Origin of the sequence: Pseudomonas saxonica (assembly GCF_007858365.1) — a bacterium.
GTDB lineage: Bacteria > Pseudomonadota > Gammaproteobacteria > Pseudomonadales > Pseudomonadaceae > Aquipseudomonas > Aquipseudomonas saxonica.
Genome location: NZ_VFIO01000015.1, coordinates 25397 through 46250, shown reverse-complemented (window position 1 = coordinate 46250; position 20854 = coordinate 25397). Strand labels below are relative to the sequence as shown.

The 20854-nt window shown below is 55.7% G+C and carries 25 protein-coding genes; 3 read left to right on the top strand and 22 right to left on the bottom strand.

The window, feature by feature from the left end; genetic code table 11:
• Window positions 1-357: 357 nt before the first annotated feature.
• The 4 genes from FJD38_RS22820 to FJD38_RS22805 all read right to left on the bottom strand — a co-directional run bounded on the left by FJD38_RS22820 (window position 358) and on the right by FJD38_RS22805 (window position 6136).
• The gene (locus tag FJD38_RS22820; RefSeq protein WP_146387766.1) at window positions 358-1065 is read right to left on the bottom strand and encodes a hypothetical protein; all 708 of its coding nucleotides are present in this window, start codon (window positions 1063-1065) and stop codon (window positions 358-360) included.
• A gap of 302 nt (window positions 1066-1367) precedes the next feature.
• Complete coding sequence (locus tag FJD38_RS22815) at window positions 1368-5093, bottom strand: TipJ family phage tail tip protein (RefSeq protein ID WP_146387764.1); 3726 nt, start codon at window positions 5091-5093, stop codon at window positions 1368-1370.
• Between the two features lie 57 nt (window positions 5094-5150).
• Complete coding sequence (locus tag FJD38_RS22810) at window positions 5151-5732, bottom strand: tail assembly protein (RefSeq protein WP_146387763.1); 582 nt, start codon at window positions 5730-5732, stop codon at window positions 5151-5153.
• Window positions 5733-5785: 53 nt separating this feature from the next.
• Window positions 5786-6136 carry a hypothetical protein gene (locus tag FJD38_RS22805; RefSeq protein WP_146387761.1) on the bottom strand — a complete coding sequence of 117 codons (351 nt, stop codon included), beginning with the start codon at window positions 6134-6136 and terminating at the stop codon, window positions 5786-5788.
• A 244-nt stretch (window positions 6137-6380) separates the two neighbouring features.
• Between FJD38_RS22805 and FJD38_RS22800 the strand changes: the two genes are divergently transcribed.
• Window positions 6381-6683 carry a hypothetical protein gene (locus FJD38_RS22800; RefSeq protein WP_244302798.1) on the top strand — a complete coding sequence of 101 codons (303 nt, stop codon included), beginning with the start codon at window positions 6381-6383 and terminating at the stop codon, window positions 6681-6683.
• Window positions 6684-6766: 83 nt separating this feature from the next.
• On the opposite strand, the gene FJD38_RS22795 is transcribed toward FJD38_RS22800, so the two are convergent.
• On the bottom strand, window positions 6767-7048 hold the full coding sequence (locus tag FJD38_RS22795; protein ID WP_146387759.1) for a DUF4236 domain-containing protein: 282 nt from the start codon (window positions 7046-7048) through the stop codon (window positions 6767-6769).
• A 513-nt stretch (window positions 7049-7561) separates the two neighbouring features.
• Here FJD38_RS22795 and FJD38_RS22790 point away from each other — a divergent pair.
• On the top strand, window positions 7562-7837 hold the full coding sequence (locus tag FJD38_RS22790; protein WP_146387757.1) for a hypothetical protein: 276 nt from the start codon (window positions 7562-7564) through the stop codon (window positions 7835-7837).
• A 55-nt stretch (window positions 7838-7892) separates the two neighbouring features.
• Here the strand turns inward: FJD38_RS22790 and FJD38_RS22785 are convergent, their stop codons facing one another.
• The 10 genes from FJD38_RS22785 to FJD38_RS22745 form a co-directional block, all read right to left on the bottom strand.
• The gene (locus FJD38_RS22785; RefSeq protein ID WP_146387755.1) at window positions 7893-8207 is read right to left on the bottom strand and encodes a helix-turn-helix domain-containing protein; all 315 of its coding nucleotides are present in this window, start codon (window positions 8205-8207) and stop codon (window positions 7893-7895) included.
• Window positions 8204-8548, bottom strand: a complete 345-nt coding sequence (locus FJD38_RS22780; protein WP_146387817.1) for a toxin — start codon at window positions 8546-8548, stop codon at window positions 8204-8206. The genes FJD38_RS22785 and FJD38_RS22780 overlap by 4 nt, the downstream gene beginning before the upstream one ends.
• Window positions 8549-8899: 351 nt before the next feature.
• On the bottom strand, window positions 8900-9058 hold the full coding sequence (locus tag FJD38_RS24480) for a hypothetical protein (RefSeq protein ID WP_158637870.1): 159 nt from the start codon (window positions 9056-9058) through the stop codon (window positions 8900-8902).
• 34 nt (window positions 9059-9092) lie between these two features.
• Entirely contained in the window at window positions 9093-9848 is a 756-nt protein-coding gene (locus FJD38_RS22775; RefSeq protein ID WP_146387753.1) for a C40 family peptidase, read from the bottom strand.
• A gap of 2 nt (window positions 9849-9850) precedes the next feature.
• Window positions 9851-10603 carry a phage minor tail protein L gene (locus FJD38_RS22770; protein ID WP_146387751.1) on the bottom strand — a complete coding sequence of 251 codons (753 nt, stop codon included), beginning with the start codon at window positions 10601-10603 and terminating at the stop codon, window positions 9851-9853.
• An 11-nt stretch (window positions 10604-10614) separates the two neighbouring features.
• Complete coding sequence (locus FJD38_RS22765) at window positions 10615-10950, bottom strand: phage tail protein (RefSeq protein WP_146387749.1); 336 nt, start codon at window positions 10948-10950, stop codon at window positions 10615-10617.
• A gap of 3 nt (window positions 10951-10953) precedes the next feature.
• Window positions 10954-14415 (bottom strand): phage tail tape measure protein, encoded by a 3462-nt coding sequence (locus FJD38_RS22760; protein WP_146387747.1) that lies wholly within the window; start codon window positions 14413-14415, stop codon window positions 10954-10956.
• Between the two features lie 4 nt (window positions 14416-14419).
• Complete coding sequence (locus FJD38_RS22755) at window positions 14420-14674, bottom strand: DUF1799 domain-containing protein (protein WP_425281174.1); 255 nt, start codon at window positions 14672-14674, stop codon at window positions 14420-14422.
• 62 nt (window positions 14675-14736) lie between these two features.
• A complete protein-coding gene (locus tag FJD38_RS22750) occupies window positions 14737-15126 on the bottom strand; it encodes a phage tail assembly chaperone (protein ID WP_146387745.1) in 390 nt (129 codons plus the stop codon).
• 9 nt (window positions 15127-15135) lie between these two features.
• Entirely contained in the window at window positions 15136-15783 is a 648-nt protein-coding gene (locus FJD38_RS22745) for a phage tail protein (RefSeq protein ID WP_146387743.1), read from the bottom strand.
• A gap of 172 nt (window positions 15784-15955) precedes the next feature.
• Here FJD38_RS22745 and FJD38_RS22740 point away from each other — a divergent pair, with 172 nt between their 5' ends.
• Entirely contained in the window at window positions 15956-16192 is a 237-nt protein-coding gene (locus FJD38_RS22740) for a hypothetical protein (RefSeq protein WP_146387741.1), read from the top strand.
• A 7-nt stretch (window positions 16193-16199) separates the two neighbouring features.
• Here the strand turns inward: FJD38_RS22740 and FJD38_RS22735 are convergent, their stop codons facing one another.
• The 7 genes from FJD38_RS22735 to FJD38_RS22705 form a co-directional block, all read right to left on the bottom strand.
• Complete coding sequence (locus tag FJD38_RS22735; protein WP_146387739.1) at window positions 16200-16634, bottom strand: phage tail terminator-like protein; 435 nt, start codon at window positions 16632-16634, stop codon at window positions 16200-16202.
• Window positions 16631-17266, bottom strand: a complete 636-nt coding sequence (locus FJD38_RS22730) for a hypothetical protein (RefSeq protein ID WP_146387737.1) — start codon at window positions 17264-17266, stop codon at window positions 16631-16633. The genes FJD38_RS22735 and FJD38_RS22730 overlap by 4 nt, the downstream gene beginning before the upstream one ends.
• Window positions 17263-17631, bottom strand: a complete 369-nt coding sequence (locus FJD38_RS22725; RefSeq protein WP_146387734.1) for a hypothetical protein — start codon at window positions 17629-17631, stop codon at window positions 17263-17265. Before FJD38_RS22725 ends, FJD38_RS22730 begins: the two co-directional genes overlap by 4 nt.
• Entirely contained in the window at window positions 17631-18128 is a 498-nt protein-coding gene (locus tag FJD38_RS22720; protein ID WP_146387732.1) for a DnaT-like ssDNA-binding protein, read from the bottom strand. The genes FJD38_RS22725 and FJD38_RS22720 overlap by 1 nt, the downstream gene beginning before the upstream one ends.
• A gap of 1 nt (window position 18129) precedes the next feature.
• Window positions 18130-18465, bottom strand: coding sequence for a hypothetical protein (locus FJD38_RS22715; protein WP_146387730.1), 336 nt, complete (start codon window positions 18463-18465; stop codon window positions 18130-18132).
• Window positions 18466-18519: 54 nt separating this feature from the next.
• A complete protein-coding gene (locus tag FJD38_RS22710) occupies window positions 18520-19668 on the bottom strand; it encodes a major capsid protein (RefSeq protein ID WP_146387728.1) in 1149 nt (382 codons plus the stop codon).
• 77 nt (window positions 19669-19745) lie between these two features.
• Window positions 19746-20534, bottom strand: coding sequence for a DUF6651 domain-containing protein (locus FJD38_RS22705; protein WP_146387726.1), 789 nt, complete (start codon window positions 20532-20534; stop codon window positions 19746-19748).
• Window positions 20535-20854: the final 320 nt, after the last annotated feature.

Below are 20854 nucleotides of genomic sequence, written 5' to 3'. Positions count from 1 at the left end.
AGAGGGTATGCCCCTTGTGTATAACGTGGAACGGAGGTCATTTTGTAAGCCAATACCATTAAACCCCGCTATCAATACCTCCCCTGAAGCGGCTTTGCGTGCAGTTTGAGCTCCACGCGAAGCTGCCGTGCCGAGTGCTGCATTCTTGTCGTACAGCTCCTGCGTCATGGCATTGATTTTCATGCTGGCTGTACGCGGTGGATCGCCGCCCAACCCCGCAGGGGGTGTGCCTAAGATAATTTCTTGCCGTGCCATGTTGTTCTCCAGGCGAAAAAATACCCGCGACTTGGCGGGGTTGGTGATTTGCCTCTGCTGAATGAAGCATATTGATAGTTCAGGATAAGGGGTTTAAAAAAATCAGTAGCCGGTCACATCAAGAACCATGATCTTTCCATTGGGTTTTGTCTGATTCCAAGTTTTTATCGTGGGTGAACCCATATACTCGCGCCAGTGATCAATCGTGTAATGCACGCCTACCGTATTACCAGACACATAAGACCCCCAATAGGTGTAAAAAATACGAATCAGGGCTTTACCGATTGGAACTTGCCCCGGAATAAACGCCACCCCCGAATTGCTGGCCAACCTGACATGGCAGATGGCGTATTTCCTGCCAGCAGGTTGCATGTAGGTTTGAGGGTTGGCGATATTGGCAGGATGCTCACCTATAAACCTTGAGTACTTCAAGCCGCTATCAAATACAAGTTCGCCTGACTCATTAAATAATTGAAGTATCCCATTCGCATTGGGCACTCGACTCGGAATGTAAAAGACAAAATACTCAGCTATTTTGTTTTTGCCGCTCTCATCGCAAGCGATTGTCCATGTCGTCGTATTTCCTGAAATGCCTGCCGAAATAACCCCTGTTGTGAACGGACTGGATATGGCGATAAATGGCGTCTCTCCGGTCGCTGTGTTTACGGTAACCGTCGCCCTCCCTCCCGCTGCCCCGAATGCCCCAGACCACGTAAATGAGAGAGAGCCTTTAGTCAGCAAGCACATATTTTTGAAGGTGTCATCAATCAAGGTAACGCCCGAATCACTCACCACTTCAATCAAAGCCATTAATAAACTCCGTAGGTAATGACGCAGCCTGCGGGGTTAACCTCCCCTGAAATGGATGACCACTGCATGGCGGTATCCGAGAATGTGACTTCAGGTATACCCACGGATCGCCCGATTTCAGGGCTTATATGCGCAGAGGGCAAAATGACGTACCACGGTGTTCCGGTGGCTAATTTTGCATCGCTGATACTTCCAGCTGATCCCGGGGTTGTCTGAACCGCTCCGAGGTACTTGGTGAGTCGGGCTGTGAGGTCAAACTGTAGCGAACCGTCCTCATTGTAAAGCTCAAAAACAACCGGCATTTAAACCTCCATTCGGATTCTGAGTGTTCCATTAGCATCATAAAAACGCTCGGATACCTCATTTGAAGTTCTGCGACCACGGGAGCCGATGCCGTTATTCTCGACAGCACCACTTTTATTCCAGCGCCAACCAGAAACACCTGGCACGTAGTTATCCGACTGCAATGCCTCTCCGATTTTCAGCATGTTGATACTGCCGTTCTGAATAAACGCCGACTGCATAAACACTTGGCCATTTTCAACGACAAATGGCGTAAATACTTGCCCGCCAGCGAGCGCCCCCACTACTGCAAAGCGATCAGCACTCACCAGAAACTGACTCTGTGTCACGCCTTCGGCATTGGTTTCAATGCCCAAGCCAATTCCCGCTGTCACTAACTGCCCGTTCGCGTTGACCTGCATCTTGACTGACCAAGTGGCACTGGCGTTTTTCTCAAACTCAGCCTGCGCTTTACTCACCACTTGAATGGCCGCCGAAGTTTCGCCGACTGTAGCTGTAACCTGTTTGATGTCAGTTGCCAGCGCCGAGGTGGCATCCGCCGAGGCTTTGGCCACATCAATGATGCTTGCAGCGTTGTCGGCCACCTTGGCTTCCACCGTGTCAGTACGCACTGACTGGGCAAAGTCGCGCTCGGCAATCGCAGACATGATCGACCACGCACCTGCCGATGAGGTGGAGTCGCCTGCACTCCCGTTGGAGTCGCCCGCAGAATCGGTTTTGACAAGAGCGTACACACCATCGACTTTTTCAGAAGTCGCCGTGACTTTGCCGTCGAGGGTTTCGACAGTGCTGGTAAGCGAGGTTAATCCACTGGCCGTAGCTTCAAGTCCGGTCACAGGATCAATCACCTTGGCATTAATAGCGCTGAGCTGCTCGGCCTGCGCTGTAATCTTGCCGTCCTGCTCGATTATGCTGGCTGAGTTCTTTTGCACCTGAAGCACAAGCGCATTGGTGGTTTCGGCCAAAGTGCCCATGTCGACCCAGTAAGTCGCGTTCGGCGGCGGATTTCCGGTGGTGGCTGCGATCGCTTGAAACAATCGATTGCCCAAGCGCACCACATCCCCAGAGGCATAGGCCTTGGCGTTGTCGTACTCCAGCGCGTCAGTGATCTCGTCGATTAGGTCCTCAAGTTCCTTTTTAGCTTCGTCGAGCCGCTCATTGACAGAGCCCGGCCCAATGCCGTCGATCAGTTCGATGCGATCCAGCAAATCCTTGCCCAGTTCGGTTTCGCCAATCTGGCCGGCGATCATCTCCAGAATCGGGCCTGCTTCTGCACTCGCCTGTCCCATCACGCCATTTATCATCGGGTAAAAAGGTCCGATGTTTCCGGTGCGGTCGACCAATCGCGCCCAAAAGAAGAACTGCGCGCCCGCCGCAAGGCTTTGCAGGCTGTAATCATTCTGCGGGTAGGCCAGATCGGATATCTTTGCAGCGCTCTCCAGGCTATTGGCTTTGCTGTACCAAATCTCGGTGCGCTGGGTGTCTTCCGCCCCTTCCGGGAATCCCCACTTGAGGCCGATCTCAAACAACAGGCTTTGCGTGGTCAAGTAACTGACCGCAGGGGGCAAGCCCTCTTTGCCGTTCAGTTGGGTCAGCTCCGATGACTTCCAGATCGAGGAAATATCGAAGGCACTGACCGCGCGCACCCGGGCCAGATAAGCGCCCGCATAGATACCGGTTACGTCCACGCTGGATGAGCCAGTGCGCTGCACCTTGATCCAGTTGCCGCTGTCCTTGCGCCACTCCACCTCATAGGCGACAGCCCCCGGAACAGACGCCCAAGCGACAGTCATCGTAGTGATGGCCAAGCCTTGGGAAATTGAAGAGTTCGACGTCAGCGTCACGCTGGCCGGCGCCGGTACTACGGTGATTGGAATCACGCTGATGGGTCGCTCTTCCAGTCGGGCGCCTGTGTCGATATGCGCAAACTTGCTCGGGTCGTACTGCACGGCAGATATTTCAAATACGCCTGCCTCTGGACGCGACACGCTGGTGACGCGGTAAAGCGGTACCGCCAAATCCTCTGCGTCCAGGCACCACACCAACTCGGGTTCAGGTGCGACCGGATATGCAGTCGTCACGGTGATCTTACGGCCACTGACCAGCTGGACCGTCCGCCCCTCACATGTGCCGTCTGGCAAGTTTAGTATTAGGCGATCGCCGGGCTTGGCTGAGGTTTCGCGGTCGAGAGTGATCACTTTGCCATTCACCGCCGATAAAAGCCCCCCAATTGGCCGCCCCGCGATCAACTCGTCCGCAATCGGGACGACATATCCCGGCAGAGGAATGCGGCCGGCCAGCCCGGTTCTGAAAGTCACTGTGCGATCCTTGGCGTTGGTCAGCAACGCCCATTTACCCCGACGTTGCGCCTCTGACTCCCGGGTGCAGCCGATGGCACTGATCTCCAATGGGTTATCGCCATAGCGGCGCTGAAGCTTGCTGTCGGTCACCGCGGTAACGTCAGTGTCGTAGTTGTTGGCCGGGTTGTCATAGCTGATCAGAGCACGGCTGTAACGGGTACGCTCCGAAGCGCTGGCATAAGTGAATTTGCCATCGATCACGTTGGCGCGGGTGTAGGCAAAATCAAAGTCTGTAGAACGCGGCATATCCGACAGGGAGAACACTTGCCCCTGTGCCCAATACGTCATGCCGCGATAAATCGCAGAGATGTCCCGCAACAGTGCCCAAGCGTCTGCTTTGCCTTGAAGGTTGAGGTCGCAAATAAAGCGCGGCTCCATTCCGCCTTTGCCGTCAGGCACAAGCTGGTCGCAGTATTGAGCGATGCGGTAAAGCTCCCACTTATCGACCTGCCAGGTTTTGATCCGACGGCCGAGACCGAAGCGGTCGTTGACGGTGATGCCGTAGGTCACCCAAGCCGGGCAGTCAGTCCAGGCCTCTTTGAAAGTCCCATCCCAAATACCGCTGTAGGTCCGGCTTTCAGGGTCGTAGTTGCTGGGCACCTGCCACTTGCGGGCTTTGCATTGAACGGTGACCGCCGGAATATTGCGAAACTGCTCTGCAGAAAATTCGATGTAAAGCAGCGCTGTGTTTGGATAACGGCTTTTTGCGTCAATGACCTCCGTGTAACCAGCAATCTGCATTGTGTCTGCGATTTTATTGTTGTTCTGGTTGGGAGTGATGCGCGTGACACGGAGCAGCCAATGATTTCCCGGTTTCGGTAAGTTGATACGCCTGGTGCGCTCATAGGTGCTGGTGGTTTTGCCGTCTACCGCTTCACTCAACACGTCTTTGTAGGCGCCGCCATCTGTAGCCACTTCGACCTTGTACTCAATCCGATAGCCGTTGATGTTGTTTTCAGAATCGACAGCTTGCAGTGCAGGCCATGCGAAACGAAGACGCACAGCCGACAGCTGAGCGTTGCTGATTGCCTTAACCCACGGCGTGCCGCTGCGTAATTCAACACCCAGCGTTGTCTCATTTTCGATGGCAGGAATACCTGGAATGTGGGGCTGCTCGACCGAGCCCGTACGCCATTCCCATTTAACATTGGGGAAATTGAGATTGCCTTGAGCATCGGCTAGCGGAGTGTTGTCGAGGAAGATGTCCTTTGCCGTCGGTATTCCTGAAAATTCCCCTTCGCCAATGGCTATCAGCATCTTGGCAATGGCTATTGAGCGCAGACTGTCTGGGGCCTCGGTGGGCGTTTTTGGCTTATCAGATCCGCCCTTGGCGCCGTGGATATTTATGTTGCGTGCTGCGCCCATGCTGTTCTCCAGGCAATAAAAAACCGCCTCAAGGGCGGCGCGGTGTTCGGTCGCGTATTACATCTGGTCTTCGGCGTAGATTGACGCGCTGATGATCGCGCCACCCCAGCGGCGGTTACCAATGCAAAGCGGCACCGGGTTGCCTGATGCGGTGGTGTTCTTGGCGCTGCCAAAGGCGTAACCGGGGGTGTTTTCAGGGGCTGCGCTGGTTTTAAGGCCGCCGGGTTGGGGGCTGAGCATTTGGATTACACCGCCGGCGACCAGCGCAATACCCACAGGAGCAAGTGCTTGAAAACCGGGGATAAAAGAAGCGACGATCATTACCACCCCAACAATCGTCTGAAGAAGACCCGCTCGCTTGCTACCCGTGATCACCGGAATAATTTTTATTTCTCCACTCCCGTGAAACCCAAGCTCTCCCTCGCCAATATTTCGCTTGCCGCGATACACAGCAAACTCCAGCCCTTTTGCTTTTGCTGAACTTATAAAGCGCTCAAGCCCTGGAACTTGAATACACAGAGCTTTGATTGCCTCTGCAGGTGTGCGTACGGAAAGCCTGTACTCCTTGCCAAATTGGCGTAGTACGCCGCAAAGGCGAATAGTTTCTAAAGGAGAATAATCAATCGCAGATGAAGCCATTACACATCTCCAGATATTAAAAAGCCGCCCGTAGGCGGCTTAAAGAGGACATGTTACAAACATTTATTAAGTGCCGGCGTCAAGCCACTGCGGCCTATCTGAGACCAAGGCATGCGCTGGTAGAGTTTGATGAGACTGCCCTTGCCATTATCTGACAACTCGATATTCAGAATATCGTCGGTCTGACCCGTGTCAGTACCTACAACTATGCGGTAACCGTTTGTAGTTTCACTTAATACAGATGTTGAGCGGTAGTCCTGCCAAGCTGGATATACGCACAAGGCGACATCCTTAGGTAGTTTCGTTGTGGTGTATGTGTGGATTGGTGTCCCAGACATTAACTCGCTAGGACTGGTGCAACCTGCCAAAAATGCCACCGCCAGAGCCCATATCAAAATCCGCATGTCGTTCCCTCATTGATTTTCCGGGACTTTAGCATCAGCACCGCCGTCATGGCAGAATGCGAGGCCAACAATAACGGAGCCTGTGATGAGACCCTTCGCAATAGCTGCACTAATGCTTCTGCTCACATGATGCGTGTCAAAGGTCGTTGAATACACTCCGGCCAAGATCAGCCCAGAGCAGGCACGTTCGGTAATCGAACAGGTGCTTATGGAACAACCTCTCAAGACTAGACCGGAACAGGTCGTGTTTACTGATGAGTACATTGGTTATGGCAGCGGCATACTCTCGACCACCAGCGGCTTCGCCAGTGCAGTCCCTCTCGGTGGCGGAGCGATAGCAGCAGGCAGTTCAAGAACATCGTCAAAAGCGGTTCAGACTCGTATTTACTACAACTCAATTGGTACCGTGGCCCTCTACTCGAAACGCGGCCGATGGGTTGTGCAGACCCGGAGCACTGGCGGGAACGTCATGAACAGCTCTCTTGTAGATACGCAGAAGAAAGCTGAACGGTTTGTGGATGCAATGGTGTCTCTCAAACGCGGGTAATAACAATCAAACACAAAAAGCCCAGCACTTAGCTGGGCTTTCTCATTTCAGAGCACCGAAAACATTAGGCCTGCGAGTGGACCTCAGCTGAATATCCACCAAAGAACTGCTGCGATAATTAGCAAGGTGGCCACATACGCCCACGCCGGTGTAGGCGGCGCAGGGGTAGCCTCTATCTTCCCGGCCCCGTAGAACTTCGACGAAGATATTCCAGTGCCAGGAATTCCGGTGGTTATCCTCGTACCGCGCTTACTTAGGTTTACTGTGGCACCTTTCACGCCAAGAGACGTGCTCACACCACTTTTGCTGATGTTAATCCGAACACCAGGAGCAATTTTAATGCTCTTCCTGATTCTGAGGGCCATAACTCAGTTCCTTTGAAAAAAAACAACTTTAGCATCAAAATGCCACCACCAAGAATAACGCTCTGTCGGAACCTGAACGGGCATCCAGCATGGATGAAATGCCAATACCTAAATACTCGCCACAGTAGTAGCGCTGTGCCCTATAACCAAGTCTGAGGAAGTCCCAGTGAAGGCGCTTAAGAAAGCTCTACAGTTATTTCGAATCGAACGTAAGCGGCCCTGGTCGGAGCTCAATAGTTGGGCGCTTGCCCTAATTGGTGGACCAAGTTTTCTGGCCGGGAGTTACTACTTGTGGGTAGCCAAAGACGTTGCTCCAGAACTCATACACGCCACAAACCAAGTAGGTATTACAGCATTGGGAGTCGCTGCGTACAGTGCGGTTGGGCTGATGCTTTTTACTGGCTGGCACTTTTTGACAATCGCCAAGCGCTGCTCTGAAGTGCTTCGCCAGCGCCATTACAGGTAGACCAAGCCTAGGCCGCCGGACATTTTTTACTGACTAGGATGCAGATAATGCAACTTGAATTCACGAAGCTGAGACTAGCGCTTGCAGATCCAGCCGATGGTCCTTACGCGCTGTTAGAATTACGTAACCTACTAATCAATGCGCTTAAAAACTGGCCGAATGAGTGCTATCCGATTGCAGACTTGCTGCTGCCTCATGGAAAACCGGTCAGTCAAGAGTCGCGCAGGGTGATTGATGGTCTGATCTCCATATTGGAGATCCAGCCAATTCGCCCCGATGAAATATTAGATCTAGTAGGCGGCTTGCGGGTCGTTTGCTGGTAAGGCACCAGATTCAACAAGCCCAGCGCGAGGGCCGGGCTTTCATATACAGATCAACTTAAACAGCGTTGAGTCTATCAACCATATCCGGGAAGCGCTGAACCAGCTTGATCAACAACGCCGCCTGGGCGTTCGGCTTTGACTTCGACTGTTCCCAATTTTTCAGTGTGTCCGGGCTGGTTCTGATCTGCCGGGCAAACACTGGCTGAGACATATGAAGCTTTTCGCGCAGGGAAATGATCTCGGCAGCAGTTACCTCGGGGGCCGGTAACGCCTCTGCTTCGTACTGGCGAAGGGTGATCTTCCCTTCACGATGTTCGCCCATCTCGTTCACGCCCTGCATCAGTTCGGCAAACAGATCGCGCTTTTTCATTTCCCACCTCGTTGTTTCAATTCTGCACCAATGGCCGCCTTCAGCGCTTTCTCCTGATCAGCGGTCAGGTTTTCAAGCTCATCCTTGTCGTAGATTGCAAACATCCAGAACTGACCATCATCCAGCAGCCAGTAATAGATAACTCGCAATCCGCCACGCTTGCCCTTCCCTCTGCGGGCGTCTTGCCAGCGTAGCTTTCGGAATCCACCTGTGCGCGGCATTACATCGCCTGCTGCCGGGTTCGCCTGCATTTCGACCTGAAGCTGTCGGTATTCATCGTCAGTGAGGTAGTTACCTACCGTAGCGGTGAAGCTTTTGGTTTCAAAAAAGACTGTTTTCATTGGCACCAAGTGTACGCAGATTGCCTATAGATTAGCAAATGGTTGCAACCTGTACGAATCCCCAGTAACAACACTTCACCTGCCGTAGTAGCCTCCTGCCCTTACTCAATAGGATTTTCCCAGCCCTTTGGCTACAAACCCAAGGACTGGAATAGCGCCAATACAGGCGCGTATATGACCCGGAGGTCAATGTGAGCGAAGAACAACGAGTGGTAACACCCTTCGAACTGGGTGTATGTGCAGCGATGCAGATAATAGGAACAGCTATTGCCAATCTCGACGTGGCTGGCAGGACCAAAGTTGCTGATGCCGCCAAGTCTTTAATCGAGTCAATGCCAGCCGACAAATCAATTATAAAAGATCGGTCGGCTCATCACCTTGCGCTTGAATCTTTGATTTCAGGTCTTTTGCCAGAGTCGTCTCAGAAATCTTCCGAGTAAGCCCTTCAAGCAGCTTTCCTGCGTCGTCGTAGTCGGGGAAGCCGTCACCACCCTTACCGGAGTCAGTCATAACCTGCTCCTGCGGCCATGCCGCGTCATGTTGGTTATTTTGCATCCTTGTGCCTGAGGATCAGACTGGCTCTGTCCAGCCAAGGCCCGCCATAAACGATCACCTCAGACGGCCGTCCATACAGGTGATGCAGCAAAAACGGCCCCGGCCCGAACACGCCTGATTCTTCACTAGGTAGTGCCGGATCATCACCGAGATAAATCCCCGCATGATTTGGATGGACCGTTCGCCCGATCGCCATAACGATCAAGTCGCCGCGCTGCGGCTGATCAACCCGAACGAATCCCGCCGCTTCGTAATTGGCCTCATACAGACTGCTGTTATCCGCACTCTCCCACCAACCGTCCTCCCTCTTGAAAGTCTCAAACTCCAGCCCCCACTCACGTTTGTACCAGTCCGCACACACCTGCCAACAGTCCCAAGCGCCGTGCACAAACGGACGCTTGAGCAGTGGCGTGCGGCCTGTCGGTGTGGTCGAACGTAAATCACCCTCAGGCCAACTCAGAATGTGCCAAGGCAACGCCGTGGCTTCGCACATGGCCAAGTCATGGGGTGACGGTCGGCTGGTGGCGTCAGGGTGGGAGTGAACAATGCCGATCACCTCACCCAAGTCTTCCGCTGCTGCGTAGTCCTGGGGATCAAGTCGAAATTCTTCGTTCGGCTGACTGGCGATGTTCCGGCACGGGAAGTACTGCTGCTTGCGGCCGGCGGCCAGCAGCAGGCCGCAGCACTCTTTCGGGTACTCTTCAGCCGCATGCGCCTGAATCGCGCTCAGTAGATGTTTGCGCATGGTCAGCTCCGGGTAATGAGGGACACAGCAGGGAATCCACCGTGGGCCAGTTCTTCGTTTTCGCCGAAGCGTAATTTGCAGGACGACAGGCAACCTTTGCAGATGTCTTTGTTGGGGTCATCGGTCGGGATGTCCTCGTCGTCGAACATCTGCCGGCCGGTGTACCCGCAGTTCGGCCCGCGGTAGCCGCCGGTCATGGCCCAGTGGCAGAAGGTAGTCATCTGTCGCCCGGGTAAGCCGTGGTTGTCGATTTCGCCGGGTGAGGACAGGTCCCACTGAACGTGCTCGCCGTCTTCGCCGGTTTTCTGGTCGATAAACCAGATCTCCAGTGCCTCTTGTGTCGGATCAGCACTCGGATTGCCCTGCGGGAAGTTTTCGGCATCAAGGTACTGCGCCAGCGTTTCGCGCACGGTGAGTTTGAATTTGAGCAGGTCTTCAAAGGCCAAACACAGCGCGGTAACCCGGCCGCTGACATTCCCTGCGATAAACGTCGGGCGTGTAGCGGTGCCGTCGCTGTCTGCGCCTATCCCTTCTATGTTGACAGGCCAGGCGGCGTATTCATTTCCCTGCCAAAAGATCGACTTGGCCGGCAATTCATTCGGAGAGTTCGCGGCCGCGGCCAGCTCTTGCGGAGTGTGCGGGATGGCATGACCATGAAACCGCAGTACATCCGCGCCGTACTCACTGCCGTCGATTTCAAACAGGCGCACTTCGCCGCCGGGCTCCAGTTTCTGGATGTCCGTGATCAATGCCATTAGGGTTTACCTTAGGGGTGGAACGCTTGCTCGAATGTGGCTGACAGGGCGTAGACCTGACCGCCACGGGGTGAGGGTTTGTAGCCGTTGCAGGTGTAAAGTCCGAGCTCACCTAGCGGCGGTGTCCAGAGAAAGGCTCTGGCGCCTTGGTGCCGATCAAGAAACGCCATGATGGCCTTGATCTTTTCTTTGGGCCCGGTGTGCATAAACGGCCAGGACTGGGATTTGTTGTTGATCCCGTCCGATACCGTTTGACCATAGCCATCGCCGAATTTCTTGGTTCGAACCCGCTGTGTGATTTCGCCCTCGCCTTTCTCGCTCTGCCAGATGAACGTTTCTATTGCCATACATCACCCTTTTACGTTGCGACTGCTGACGCCGCCTTGGCGCCATGATTTGGCGATTTCTTCCTTGGCCACGGCGCGCATCCGCTCTTGCATGTTGTGCTGGAAAGCCTCGGTGTCGAGTTCGGCACCTTCTGGACGGCCTGATTCTTCGTCGGTCATCACAATCATGGGCATGTTGAAACTCAGAGAAGTCCCACCCCCACCGCCGCCCACAGCCATGACCCCGAGTTTGCCGTTGGCGGTGCGGGTCAGCGGCATGATTGCCTCTTCGCCCGCCTCGCCCATGACCCCGGTCTTGCCGTTGGCCATGCCGAACGTTGTAGGCTTGCTGACGATGGTGTTGGTGAAGGCGCCGCCATCGGCAAACATCTGCACGCCCGAATACCAAGCACCGCCCTTGGCTTGCTGCACACCAGACCAGCCATCAATGACTTCGGGGCTGTAACCACCCGGCGTTGAGCCCGCGGATTGAGGTGAGCTACCTCCGCCGAAGTAGCCCGCAGCCGCACCCACCAAGCTGCTAAGCAGTGCAGAGCTGGCTTGCCGAGCGGCAATGCGTGCCATGTCCGCCAAAATCGATTGGGTGAAGTCTGCGAAGGAGCCTTTCCCGGTGATGGCGAAATTGACCACCGCATCTTCCATCGAGCTGAACGCGTTGCTGAACAGGTTTTTAGTCTGGCCTGCAACATCCCGGGCGCTGTCCAGATAGTTCTGGAAAGCAGCCGTTGCACCGTTGCGCCAATCACCTTGAGCGGCGGACATTTCCTCGTAGTTACTGAGGGTGGTTTCTTTGAGGTCAGATTCGCTTTTGTTGATGGCCGCCAGCTTTTGGTTGTACTCATCCGCACTCATGTTGCGCGCGGCGTCAGCCTTGTCCCGCGCCAGATCCAGCCGCTGCTGGTTGGCCCGGTCTTCGATGCCATTGAGTTCGCCGTTGAACGTATTCTGCCGGTCGCCCTGCCCCGCGCCCGCCGCTGCACGTTGGCCTGCCTGCTGTAGTGCTTGGTTCTGGCGTGTCAGTGCATCTATGTAACTGTTGATCGCCAAGGTTTGTTTTTTAAGACGCCCCTCTTGATCAATCTCCAGCACTTTAAGTTTACTGTCCGCGTCCTGCTGAGCTTTGATCATGTCAGTGCGGGCATCGGCGATCTTTTTGTCGAGTTCGATGGCTTGTGCAGCAGAGGTAGTCTTTCTGGTTTTGGCTGACTCCAAAGCAGCAATCTCAGCCTCATACGCGCCGGTGATTTCGTCCTTCTCATTGCCAATCAAACCGGCGCGCTTCCAGCCGTATTCCTCCTGCGTGACCAATCCGGCTTTTTGCAGCGCGTCCAGTTCTTTCTGAGCGTTGGCGTACTCGGCCAGAATGCCTTTGATCGCGTTTTGAGCAGCATTAAAATCAGTGAGGTCAACCGCCCCCGTAGCTCCTCTGGCTGCCTTTGGATCTTTGTATCGCGCATTGATATTTGAAATCTGCTGATCAATTCGCGACTGTTCAAGTCGTGGATCTTTAGGGTCTGCCGCACGGAAGGCCGCAATTTCTAGATCCAGCTTTTTGAGTTCGTCTTCACGCTTTTGCTTGTTGGTACGGAATGATTTCTCGCGAGCATCAAAGGCAATTTGCGAGTTTATTGCTTTGTCCTGAATGGCTTGAGCCTGTGCCTGCTCTTTAGCCTGCTTTTCCTCGTTCTCGCGCAGCTTCGTGAGAGCATCCAGTTCTTTTTCAGCAGCAGCGAGCCTTTTGGCCGCATCGGTGTCGTCGGGGTCTGCCTTTACCGCACTTCGCCCATAGGCAACCTTCTGAGTAAGCTCAGCTATCTTTTGCGAAGGTGCTGCCTGGCGGCCAATGTTGTTAATGGCATCAAGCGACTTTTTGGCCTCATCAGTGATGCCTTTCCATGCCCGTTCGATATAACCCAAGTTGTCTGTGATCTGACTGGAACGTGTATTAACCGTCTCGGCGTAAGTATCGGTGAGCAGTTTCGCCGCGCCAATTTGATCGCCTTGCTCCTTCAACGCGACGATTTGGGAGTAAACAGAGGCTGTCAGAAAATGATACTGATCGTTGAGTTCTTTGGCTGCGGCAACCGGGTCTTTGGCAATTTTGACGAATTCGGCAATCGTTGCGTCAACGGATCGTCCTGTTGCGTCTTCCATAGCAGCCGCTGCATCTGCAATCGTTCGCAAGCTGTCACCGGCAATGACACTACTTCCCGCCAACTTGGCGAGGGTGGCTGCTGCCTCGGAGGTTGTGCCGTTAACTGCACTGACTTGCAAAGCCAGCTCTGCAAGCCGTACCGCAGTTGTACCAGCGTAATTGCCGGTCAAGATCAGCGACTTGTTGTATTCGTCGGCTTCTTTGCTGCCCTGGTTATAGCCGTAGATTAGAACGCCCAAGGCTGCAGCTGCCGCAACAACCGCAGCTGCCATACCCATCAAACTGAGCGAAGTGCCACTGACCACGGGTTGAATGGCCCCTACGGCGCGCTGTGCATTTTCAGCGGCTTCCGCGGCAGTGTTTGAACTCTCGGCAAGGTCAGACAGACTCTCGCCTGCCTCACCCGCACTTTCAGCCACGTCCTGCGAGCTGGCTGCTACTCCGGCCAGCGAAGCCCCCAAGTCAGCGACGCCCGAGCCCCCTGAAAACAGCGACCGAAACTTATCCTTGAGCACGTTCAGGGTGTTATCAATGCCTCCAAACGAGTCCTTGATCTGCCCGCCCTGTTGGATCAACACCATCAGCGGGTTTTGGCCGCCTGCCAGGCTGGTAAATATATCGGTGAACTGAGCCGGTAATTGACGCAGTGCCGCCTCGGTTTGCTTCGCACTCAGGCCGGTTTTCGACAACCCATCGTCAAACCCGCCAAGGCTCTTGCGCGTCGAATCGAGGCGCGTCGAGTAATCCTTGAAGGTCTCTGCATCAATCAGCCCGGCCTTGCGGTATTGCTCGAGCTTGGCCTGCTGTTCATCAAGACGCCCCAGCGCTGCAACGGCAGGATTGATTTGCCCCAGAAGCTTGGCCAGGCCGTCGGCCTGCACCCCGGTCGCCGCTGCTGCTTGGCGGGTGGATTGTGCTTGTTGGTCTACCGTTCCGACCAAAGCGTCAGCATCCGCCTTAAGTCGCCGGTTGAGTGCAGCAAAGTCGGTGGTGGTGGCTCGGGCTGCATCCATGGCGGTGGTGCTGGAATTGACGCTCGATGCCAAGCTCTTCAAGTACTCACTGGAATCCAGAGAGGCTTTGGCCATGGCCAGCAAACGCGTTTTGGCGTCTTCAGTGCTTTCACCCAGCCTGGTTTCAGCGCTGGTCAATCCAGTGGCGGCAGTGGAGGCCTTTTCAAAGCTCTGACCAACCCCTACTGCGGCCTTTTCTGCCTTCTCCCCGGCCTGAACGAATTTATCGAGTTCGGTGCCCGCCTTGGTGACGTCGCCGGTCTGGACTTCAATCCCGAGACTCGCAATATCGGTCATGCCGTCATCCTTCCTTCATTTGTTCAGACATGACGAGCATGGCTTCGGCTTCTATCACCCGAAGGTCATGGAAGAGTTTGAGGGTGTGTTTTTTGCTGATGCCCAAGAGGCTGGCGGTGTCGTAGATCGCCGTGTAATCGAGGCCGGTGGCGCCACATGCCCCCATCCGCCACTGTGTGGACATGGCCTCAAAGAGGCGGAATGCCTGCCAGTTGTCTGGCCAGACCTCGACGGTATCGTCGTAGTCCGTCGACGTCAGGCCGAACAGGCTGAGCTGCTCGGCTGACGCTGATGGTTGATACAGGGCGCGACCGACCTCGATCAGTTTCCCAGGCGGGCCGCTTCAAAAGCGCCCTGATAGGCTTTGACGATTGCATCTCCGGCGCCGGCCGAGGTCTCCACCAGCGCACGAATGGACTCTTGGCTGAGCTTGGTGTCATAGCCCCAGCCAACAACCAGTGCTTGGACCTGGCTGACTTGGCGCTCAATGTTGGCTTCGGTCAGCACAACGATGGTCAGCTCAGCCCCCATCTCCTTGAAGCGTTCTTCATCCGCTTTATAGGCTTCCTGCCATGACAAGAACAAAGCCGCCAGGGCTTTGCGATCCCGGTACTGGAACTCAAAAGGAACCTTGTCGGGCTCGGCACCCACGCGGGGGATCTCAACACTGACCTTGAATGTCGGATTTTGTTGAATCTTGAACTTGGCCATGAAGCCTCCTTACGCCAGATAACGGGTCGGTTCGGCCTGAAGCGCCAAGTTGACGGTGCGGGTCAGCACGTTGTTACGTGAGACAGTCGGCTGCTTGGAGAACGAGGTGTAGGCACCGTAGTAAATGGTGTCATTGCCCGGCAGGTTCAGGCGCACAGCTTCGACTTTGCGCCCGGCATCAGCGGCTTCCAGCACCGTCACAAACGGCTTGCCCGGATCGTCAGCAATGGTCAGCGCCATACTGGCGGCCGATTTGTCGGTGGGTACTTGGCGGCCTTGCTTGTCTTCTAGAAAAACGACGTCCGTGTACTGCTGCTCACCGCCGGAAAACGCCACGTCAGTGACTTGCGGAATCTGCACCCACGTATCGATCTTCTTTAGGGTCCCGCCACCGGAGCCCGCCGGGAAGCTTTGCGTGTCAGAGGTGTCGATATCCTCAAGAGTGATGGACACCGCAGTCGCGGTTTTCACGCGCACGACTCGCCCGTTTAGAGTGCTCCAGCCCGATTCGACCAGAACGATATCGCCCTCCTCCAGATCTGCACCTTCAACGGTGGCCACGGCTTCGGTAGCGTTGCTGATCGCGGTGAACGCCAGAGCAGCGGCATAGGTGGCGGCATGCTGGAACGTGCCGCCGTTGGGGAGTTTGTAGCCCATTGTGTTTGCCTCTTTCAGAAATGACAAAACCCGCTCTAGGCGGGTTCAGGGGTTGCCCTATGGGCGTATTAGGATGAAGTCAGTTGAATGGCGAATAGAGCCATCGACCGAATGACGGCGGGTTGATAGGATCGCGCGCCTTACGTAATGCCACTCATGGAATCGAACACATATGAATCGAGAGCAAGTTCGTAGCGCCATTTGGTTCGCGCTAATCACCTCAGTGATTGCACTACTGTCGGCCTACGCCCAAATCGATCCGAATGGCGCCCAAGGTTGGTTGATCGAATCCAGGCTGCTGGCATGGCTGTGGATAGACTCTCTGCCCCTGGCAGCGATTCTTGTCCTGATACTGGCGTCGCCTTGGTACTTGGTGAAGTGGTTCAGAAGCCGACGCAACAAAGACTAAAAACATCTCAACAAGTATCTGCGCGGTACTGGAACGAGACAGGCAGCGAGCTAGTGGAATCGCCTTGAATCGCCGGGGCCGTAGTCATCGGCGAGCGGATATACACACTGAATGGCTCCTTGCCCGGCCCCGGCTTTTGCAGTTCAAGATTATTCGGGTACAGAGCTGCAAGCTCTTCGGCGATCATCCCTGCGGCGCCACGGCCAGATCCGGCCTTGGTGACAATACTGACCTGCAGTACGCCACGGTACGATGTGTGTTTGCCTTCCAGGTCTTCGCTGTCTGTGTTGCCTGGCAGCAGATACACCTTCAAATAGGTGGCATCGCCCGGCGGCGGTGTAAATGCCACATCCTCGAAAGCAATCGGCAGTTTGGGCTCCCGGGCGTCAGCCCAACCCTTGAGGCGCATCTCAAAAAGGCTGCGTATCACCCGATCGCTCATGCCGGCAGCTCCGATACAGCTTTATTGACGAATGTTTGAAACTCCGTGGTCGAAATGCGCACCATGCCAGCGGGCGCCTGACTGGACCAGCCCTCATATTCAAGGCGCGGCCCATACGGGAGGTTGTTCATCATCCAGATACTACCCACCCCGATCTGGAACTGCCCAATCACCTGCGTGCCGCTGGCTTTAGCACGTGTTCCTCTCGGGTCGACCAGGTCCAGCACCCCGGTTTCACCAACCTCAAATGATACCTGCCAGTTACCTCGAAACCTGCCGCCGACGTAATCCTTGCCAGTCACCAAACCATTGATATTGAAATTCTGAACCCGCTCGGTTTTGGTCAACTTTTTGGCATATTTCACGCCCCGTTTCAGCTTGCCAGACTTAGTGAAGTTGCTGTCATTGAGGTTGATCACCGTGTTGCGAATCGCGACGTTGTAGTCATAGGCATCGGCTGCCGCAGTGTTTGCCTGGCGGTGCTGAATGTTTGCGGCCCAAAGCTCGGGGTTGCCCACGGGTGATCGATCCACCACCGCGCTCAACAGATCAAGCGAGACCTTTTTGACGACCTGCTCTACATTGCCTTTGGCCTTATCGGCAAAGGCTTTCAAATCCAGGCTGAAGCTCATAAGCGCACCTGCAATTCATAGAGAAGCGGTGTTCCAGCCGGGTTTATCTCTTTGAGCGGCGGGACGATTGTCCAGCTAACACCTTGCACCACTACCTTGCTCATCAGGCTTGGCGCCCACTCAAGGCCGCTGGCCGCGAGCTTGAGCTTTTTGTCACCCTGCTTGATCAGGCTGTTGTTTTGAAACTCCAAACCGCTGAAGTCAGCCATGATGCCTTGGCCGATCTGCTCCCGCGTCTGATCGGGAGCAGTCTGTCCCGTCTCGGGGTCATACTCGCCGGGGATGGCTTCCCGCAGGATCACGCCCTGGCCGAACTCGGCAATCAACTCCAGCGCCACCCCGGCCATATCGTCGTAGAAGGACATTAAGACCTCCGCAAGGCTACCTGACTGGATGACTCCAGCAGGTCAGCGAACTGCGCAACCGATTGCCGACTTGCCGCCGCCTTTCTGGCTATGGCGGATGCTTCCGCGTATTGCCGCGTTACAGCTCCATCGACACGATCCATGGTAACTGCGCCCTTCTTCAGTTCAGGAGGCGCAAGGTCGTCGGCATGAATCTCGGCCGCCAGCGCCATCTGCCCGGCCTTGATCTGGGACGGAATCTGGTTGTGCGGCAACACCCAACCATGGCGTTTGACCCCTGCGCGGGGCCAGGACAATGGCTGATCCCGACGGGCTGCGCCTCCCTTCCATGGCAATGCGTTCATTTGCAATGCGGCGCGGCGCAGGAGCGCTTCAAGCTGGATCGGCTCGACCGGGATGACCTTGCCAAAATTCACGGCATAGGTGACCAGTTCGTCAGCCGTCGCAAAGCTTTCCGCCCCCGGCACACCACTGCCGTTCTCGATCACCAGTGCCATATCAGACCTCTTTCCAGCCAAGCCGCGCGTGGTCGTCAATACAGGTCGGATGCACATACAGCACTTCGCCGCCTTGCTCGACCTTGGTCAGACCGGTGTAGTCGGGTTCATCGTCTTTCTCAGCTGGATTGGCTCTTGTGCGATTGGCGACCGTTTCATTAGCAAGTCGTTGCGCGTCGGCTGCCTCAAGTTCAAGGGCATCCTGTGCACTTTTGCCCCAGTCAGCGCGCTCCTGTTCACCCAACTTGTCGAAGTCCTCGGCGCTCATCCCGCTTAGTGCGATCGCCTTCTCCAGCAGCACCTTTGCCGCCTTCTGTTCTTTGGTCAGTCCCGCCATTGTCATTCTCCGCAAACACAGGGGCCTAAGCCCCCGGTTATCGTTGTGGTCGAATTAGCCCAGCAGCAGGCTGATATGTTCGGACTTGATGGCGCGGCAGCCCCAAGCCAGACGGACGTGGTAGGCCGTTTGCAGAAACTGGCGGTAAACCGCGATTTCAAAGGACAGCCCGGTCAGTGGGTCGGTGATGGTGATCACGTCGTCCGCCGAGTCACCGCCCTCAGGCATGGCCGGGGCTCGGGTTGCCAGCACGATGGCCGAGCGGGCAAATGCCACGTTGGCGGTGTAAGAGTTGCCCAAGGTCAAGGCGTTGCCGGTCGGGATCAGGATCTGTGCACCGGGTTTGTTCAGCTTGATCGTGCCCGGAGCCGTAACGCCTGCGCCCACAACGTACTTGTTGGCTTCGTCCACCTCGAAGGTAGCGATATCGCCCGCCAGCACAGTGCCGGTGCCCGCAGCCAGCGCCACGGAGGTTGCGCCCACCGCACCTGCACCGCTGGTGACGTATTCCGCGCCAGTGCCTTTGACGTGACGGCCCACCTGGTGGGAATGACGAATTGCCATATTCATGATGCGGTCGGTCATGCCGTTGCGCAGCATGTCGCTCGAACCCGCTTCGTTGACCTTGAACAGGCCGGATTGCTTCCCGCGCATATTGCCAATGGCTGAGTGGCCCAGCACCAGCTGCAAGTCGTTGGTGGGTGCGCCGTTCTTCTCGAGGATGCCCAGCACGCCCGCAAAGTCCGACAAGTCGGCAGCGGTGCCAAACGGCGTGGTGCCAGCTGTGCCGTATGCGCGTGAAGCGTTGCGGTACGCCTCAAGGTTGAGGTCTTTCTCCACCTCGTTCACCAGCGTGCGCATCGCCTGATAGAAGCGGTCGGCCTGGATGCTCGAGAAGGTGCCCGCGTTTTGCAGGCCCTTGCTTTGCTCGCCATTCCAGCGCACCGCGACGTGCTTGCTCTTGGTGATGGCCACCGCAACGTTATCGACGATGGTGTCACCCGTATCAGGCGCGGTGACGCCCGGGGTGTTATCGGCCGCCGCCGCTTCGGTGGTGATGGGCACCAGCACATCCTGGCCGATCGCCGCCCGCGCAAAGGACGAGTCACGGGATACGGCCGGGATAAAGCCGGTCATTTCGCGAGAAATGACGTCCAAGGCCTCATAGAGGTCAGGGACGAGGTTGTTCAACGTATTCGCCACGGGCGTTCTCCAGATATAAAAAAACCCGCAAGCGCGGGCTGTAGGGTTGCTGCCGGGGTTCGCCCAGCGGCGTGTGGTCAGTCAGTGACCGTGCCGCCACTTCGTGCATGAGCCGCCTTGGCGGTCGGGTCCAGTGCATCGAATGCAGCACGGGGCAGAGTCTTTTGTCCGCTACCCTTGCCGCCATTGTTCGGGGCCCCGCCGCCATTGGCGCCAGAACTCTTCAGAATGTTTTCGCGGTGCGGGTAGCGCTCGACAAGGGCTTCCAGCGCTTCGTCGAAATCAGCCAGTTCCCCCGGACGGGCACGGCTGTAAATCTTGTTGCCGTCAACGCCATAGGCAACGACCTTGCCGTCTTCGACCTTGAAGGCCTTGCCGAAGGTGTTTTGCAGCATGTCCGGCGGTACGGCGATTTTGTCGGTGACAAACTTGGAGCGCCCAAAGGCGCCGCCGATCTTTTCCTGATAGAGAATCCCGGTGGTGTTATCGCGCTCGGTGGTGACTGTCTTCACTTGCTCAGCCAGAGTCGCCACCTGGGCCTTGAACTTTTCCTCAGTGGCGGCGATGGCAGCGGCTTTGATCTCTTCGACCTTGCCTGCTTGAACAAGCTGGCCAGCATCCAGGTTGGCGACGGTTGCCAGTGCAGCCCGGGCCTTTTCAGGGTCTTCGATGCCTTCAAATGCCTTGGCTTTCGCTTCGGCGGTTTCTTTGGCTTCGCGGTGCCCTTTGGCTTCAGCGTTCAGTGCCGTGATTTTGGATACGGCCGATGGCGCGTCAAACGCAACGTCCTTTCCATCGTCATGGGTGTAGACCGGTTTACCGTCTTGAACGACCACATGGCCTTGTTCATCGAGCTTGAGTTTCATGAGTGAGTCTCCGGGCATACGCCCAATTGATGGGCCATCCGGCCCGGTGCGGCGCTATCCATCCGGAATCGCGCCCAATAAAAAGCCCCGGCAGATGCCAGGGCTTTTTTACGTTCGTTGTTTAAGTTAATCCAACGACAAATGTTTAAAGCTTCTCGACGAAAAGCAAATCTACATAGTCATTACCCGAGGAGCTTTCATTGTGCTCCTTGATCACACTCACAACGCCATCCTTCTCTAGGCGTCGAATCTCGCGGACAGCAGACTGAAACTCCGAGATCGGGACACTTAGACTTTGCGGGGAGATCGAAAATGTAGAT

What these genes read in the sequence shown, in the direction of transcription:
- FJD38_RS22720 (WP_146387732.1), bottom strand. Translation starts at nt 18,128, where the DNA reads ATGGCACTGGTGATCGAGAACGGCAGTGGTGTGCCGGGGGCGGAAAGC.
- FJD38_RS22795 (WP_146387759.1), bottom strand. Translation starts at nt 7,048, where the DNA reads ATGGCCCTCAGAATCAGGAAGAGCATTAAAATTGCTCCTGGTGTTCGG.
- FJD38_RS22775 (WP_146387753.1), bottom strand. Translation starts at nt 9,848, where the DNA reads ATGCGCAAACATCTACTGAGCGCGATTCAGGCGCATGCGGCTGAAGAG.
- FJD38_RS22815 (WP_146387764.1), bottom strand. Translation starts at nt 5,093, where the DNA reads ATGGGCGCAGCACGCAACATAAATATCCACGGCGCCAAGGGCGGATCT.
- FJD38_RS22820 (WP_146387766.1), bottom strand. Translation starts at nt 1,065, where the DNA reads ATGGCTTTGATTGAAGTGGTGAGTGATTCGGGCGTTACCTTGATTGAT.
- FJD38_RS22750 (WP_146387745.1), bottom strand. Translation starts at nt 15,126, where the DNA reads ATGGCCAAGTTCAAGATTCAACAAAATCCGACATTCAAGGTCAGTGTT.
- FJD38_RS22785 (WP_146387755.1), bottom strand. Translation starts at nt 8,207, where the DNA reads ATGAAAAAGCGCGATCTGTTTGCCGAACTGATGCAGGGCGTGAACGAG.
- FJD38_RS22715 (WP_146387730.1), bottom strand. Translation starts at nt 18,465, where the DNA reads ATGGCGGGACTGACCAAAGAACAGAAGGCGGCAAAGGTGCTGCTGGAG.
- FJD38_RS22740 (WP_146387741.1), top strand. Translation starts at nt 15,956, where the DNA reads ATGAATCGAGAGCAAGTTCGTAGCGCCATTTGGTTCGCGCTAATCACC.
- FJD38_RS22770 (WP_146387751.1), bottom strand. Translation starts at nt 10,603, where the DNA reads ATGGCATTGATCACGGACATCCAGAAACTGGAGCCCGGCGGCGAAGTG.
- FJD38_RS22730 (WP_146387737.1), bottom strand. Translation starts at nt 17,266, where the DNA reads ATGAGCTTCAGCCTGGATTTGAAAGCCTTTGCCGATAAGGCCAAAGGC.
- FJD38_RS22780 (WP_146387817.1), bottom strand. Translation starts at nt 8,548, where the DNA reads ATGAAAACAGTCTTTTTTGAAACCAAAAGCTTCACCGCTACGGTAGGT.
- FJD38_RS22810 (WP_146387763.1), bottom strand. Translation starts at nt 5,732, where the DNA reads ATGGCTTCATCTGCGATTGATTATTCTCCTTTAGAAACTATTCGCCTT.
- FJD38_RS22765 (WP_146387749.1), bottom strand. Translation starts at nt 10,950, where the DNA reads ATGGCAATAGAAACGTTCATCTGGCAGAGCGAGAAAGGCGAGGGCGAA.
- FJD38_RS22735 (WP_146387739.1), bottom strand. Translation starts at nt 16,634, where the DNA reads ATGAGCGATCGGGTGATACGCAGCCTTTTTGAGATGCGCCTCAAGGGT.
- FJD38_RS24480 (WP_158637870.1), bottom strand. Translation starts at nt 9,058, where the DNA reads ATGACTGACTCCGGTAAGGGTGGTGACGGCTTCCCCGACTACGACGAC.
- FJD38_RS22805 (WP_146387761.1), bottom strand. Translation starts at nt 6,136, where the DNA reads ATGCGGATTTTGATATGGGCTCTGGCGGTGGCATTTTTGGCAGGTTGC.
- FJD38_RS22760 (WP_146387747.1), bottom strand. Translation starts at nt 14,415, where the DNA reads ATGACCGATATTGCGAGTCTCGGGATTGAAGTCCAGACCGGCGACGTC.
- FJD38_RS22790 (WP_146387757.1), top strand. Translation starts at nt 7,562, where the DNA reads ATGCAACTTGAATTCACGAAGCTGAGACTAGCGCTTGCAGATCCAGCC.
- FJD38_RS22745 (WP_146387743.1), bottom strand. Translation starts at nt 15,783, where the DNA reads ATGGGCTACAAACTCCCCAACGGCGGCACGTTCCAGCATGCCGCCACC.
- FJD38_RS22725 (WP_146387734.1), bottom strand. Translation starts at nt 17,631, where the DNA reads ATGTCCTTCTACGACGATATGGCCGGGGTGGCGCTGGAGTTGATTGCC.
- FJD38_RS22705 (WP_146387726.1), bottom strand. Translation starts at nt 20,534, where the DNA reads ATGAAACTCAAGCTCGATGAACAAGGCCATGTGGTCGTTCAAGACGGT.